The organism is Saccharothrix hoggarensis, from assembly GCF_042678885.1.
Classification (GTDB): domain Bacteria; phylum Actinomycetota; class Actinomycetes; order Mycobacteriales; family Pseudonocardiaceae; genus Actinosynnema; species Actinosynnema hoggarensis.
The window spans coordinates 1-788 of the sequence record NZ_JBHTLK010000514.1 but is presented as its reverse complement, the minus strand read 5'-3'; the positions used below and the strand labels follow the sequence as shown (position 1 = coordinate 788).

Genomic DNA, 788 nt, shown 5'->3' with positions numbered 1-788 from the left:
GGGCGCGGACGGGAAGAACTGCTTCTACTCCGAGTCCGACATCACCAGGCGGTAGTGGTCGGCACTGCGACGGGCGGCGCGGTCGGGGGTGATCCCCGGCCGCGCCGCCGCACATGTCCCCCGAACCTCGTTGTCAGTGCCCTCAGTACCCCCCTCAGTACCCCTGAGACCACTGCCGCAGCGCCACCAGGACCACCACGACCAGCCCGACGGCCAGCAGGACGCCGAGCACGCCGCCGATGATCACGCCGGTGCCCACCGAGTTCCACGGCGGCCGGAACGCCTTCAGCACGGTCCCCACCCACCACCGCGCCGAGCGTGACGCCGATGAACGCGTACGCGTACTCGCCGCCGCGCCAGCCCAGCGCGTCGAAGTACTTGGCCCGGTAGGCGAGCACGATCACCGCCAGCAGCCCGAACGGCACGAGGAAACCGGCGAGCGCCGCACCGGGCCGTCTCCGCTTCCGCTGGTCGAGGTCGTCCACGCGCCCAGCCTGCCGTCCCGCCGCACGCCCGCGCATCCGTAGGACTACGGGGTCCCCGGCACGGCGGTCAGACCACGACGACCGGGCACGTCGCGTGGTGGACGATGGCGTGGCTCGTCGTGCCCGCCGTGAGCGTGTCGACGTCGCGGTGCTCGCGCGCGCCGAGCACCAGCAGTTCCGAGCCGGACGCCGCCGCGGCCAACGTCGCGCCGGGCGGACCCGACAGCACCTGGCCGCTCGCCCGCACGCCGGGGTGCGTCGCGGCGTGGACGGAGAGCAGCCCGCGCACCCGGTCGGTGAGCG

Annotated in this window: 2 protein-coding genes; both read right to left on the bottom strand. The window is 74.0% G+C overall.

From position 1 onward, the window contains the following. Window positions 1-154 precede the first annotated feature (154 nt). The gene (locus ACFQ3T_RS36860) at window positions 155-301 is read right to left on the bottom strand and encodes a hypothetical protein (RefSeq protein WP_380730835.1); all 147 of its coding nucleotides are present in this window, start codon (window positions 299-301) and stop codon (window positions 155-157) included. 251 nt (window positions 302-552) lie between these two features. Then, on the bottom strand, window positions 553-788 hold a 236-nt coding region (locus ACFQ3T_RS36855), incomplete at its 5' end, for a universal stress protein (protein ID WP_380730833.1).